This window comes from Mesorhizobium sp. M0998 (assembly GCF_040318885.1).
In the GTDB taxonomy this organism is placed as follows: Bacteria; Pseudomonadota; Alphaproteobacteria; order Rhizobiales; family Rhizobiaceae; genus Mesorhizobium.
Genome location: NZ_JAMYND010000125.1, coordinates 1 through 812 on the forward strand (window position 1 = coordinate 1; position 812 = coordinate 812).

General features: G+C 64.3%; 1 protein-coding gene. It reads right to left on the reverse strand.

What is annotated here, in order from left to right; all coding sequences use genetic code 11:
* A partial coding sequence (locus NKH59_RS33390; protein WP_353024487.1) for an IS1380 family transposase occupies positions 1-749 on the reverse strand: 749 nt, incomplete at its 3' end.
* Between the last annotated feature and the right edge of the window lie 63 nt (positions 750-812).

An 812-nucleotide genomic window follows, 5' to 3' on the forward strand; every position in this document is an offset into this window, starting at 1 on the left:
TCGACGTCGTTGGCGCGGCACCAGTCGATGACCTGCGGGTTGCAATAATGGCTATCGCCGCGGAGCAGGATTCGAATGTTCGGCCAGTTGATCCGGATCGCCCGCACCAGACGGCGCAGGTGGGGGCGGATCTCAGCCCCACTCGGCCGCTTGGCCGGTCGCAGGATCGCGCTGACGAACCGTCCCGCACCATCGAACACGACGATCGGCTGGAAGCCGTACTCGTCATGGTGGGCATTGAACAGGCGAAGCTGTTGGCCTCCGTGCACAGCGTCGAAGGTGTCGTCAATGTCGAGTACGATCCGCTTCGGCACCTGCCGGAACGAGGCGCAATAGAGATCGACCATCGCCCGTCCCATCGCGACCAGCTCCCGCACGCCGGGTAGGTTCTCCAGCCGGCACAGCGTCGATTGCGACGCCAGATCCCGACCCGACGGCAGCGCATCCTGGGCCATCTTGAAGACCGGATCGCGGCGCAGCCGGTTGGCGTCGTTGCCGTCCTCGTAGCCGGCGGCGATCATCTTCATGCGAAAGCCGATCATGTCCGCCAGGCTGTGGACGACCTGGTCCGGGCAGCGCGGATCGTCGATGCAACGCGCCAGACGCTCGGCCACCCGCAACCGCTTTTCCACCTCGGCCAAGGCCAGAACGCCGCTGTTGGACGACAGCATGCCGCCGTCGAAACGGGCGACGACGGACTTGCCGCCGACTGATGACAAACCGCTCAGCGGCAGCGCAAGATCGTTCATGGTGGGTGTGGTCTCCGGGAAATGGTTCGGATCGGCTTAAGCAACCAAATCCTACGTCATTTC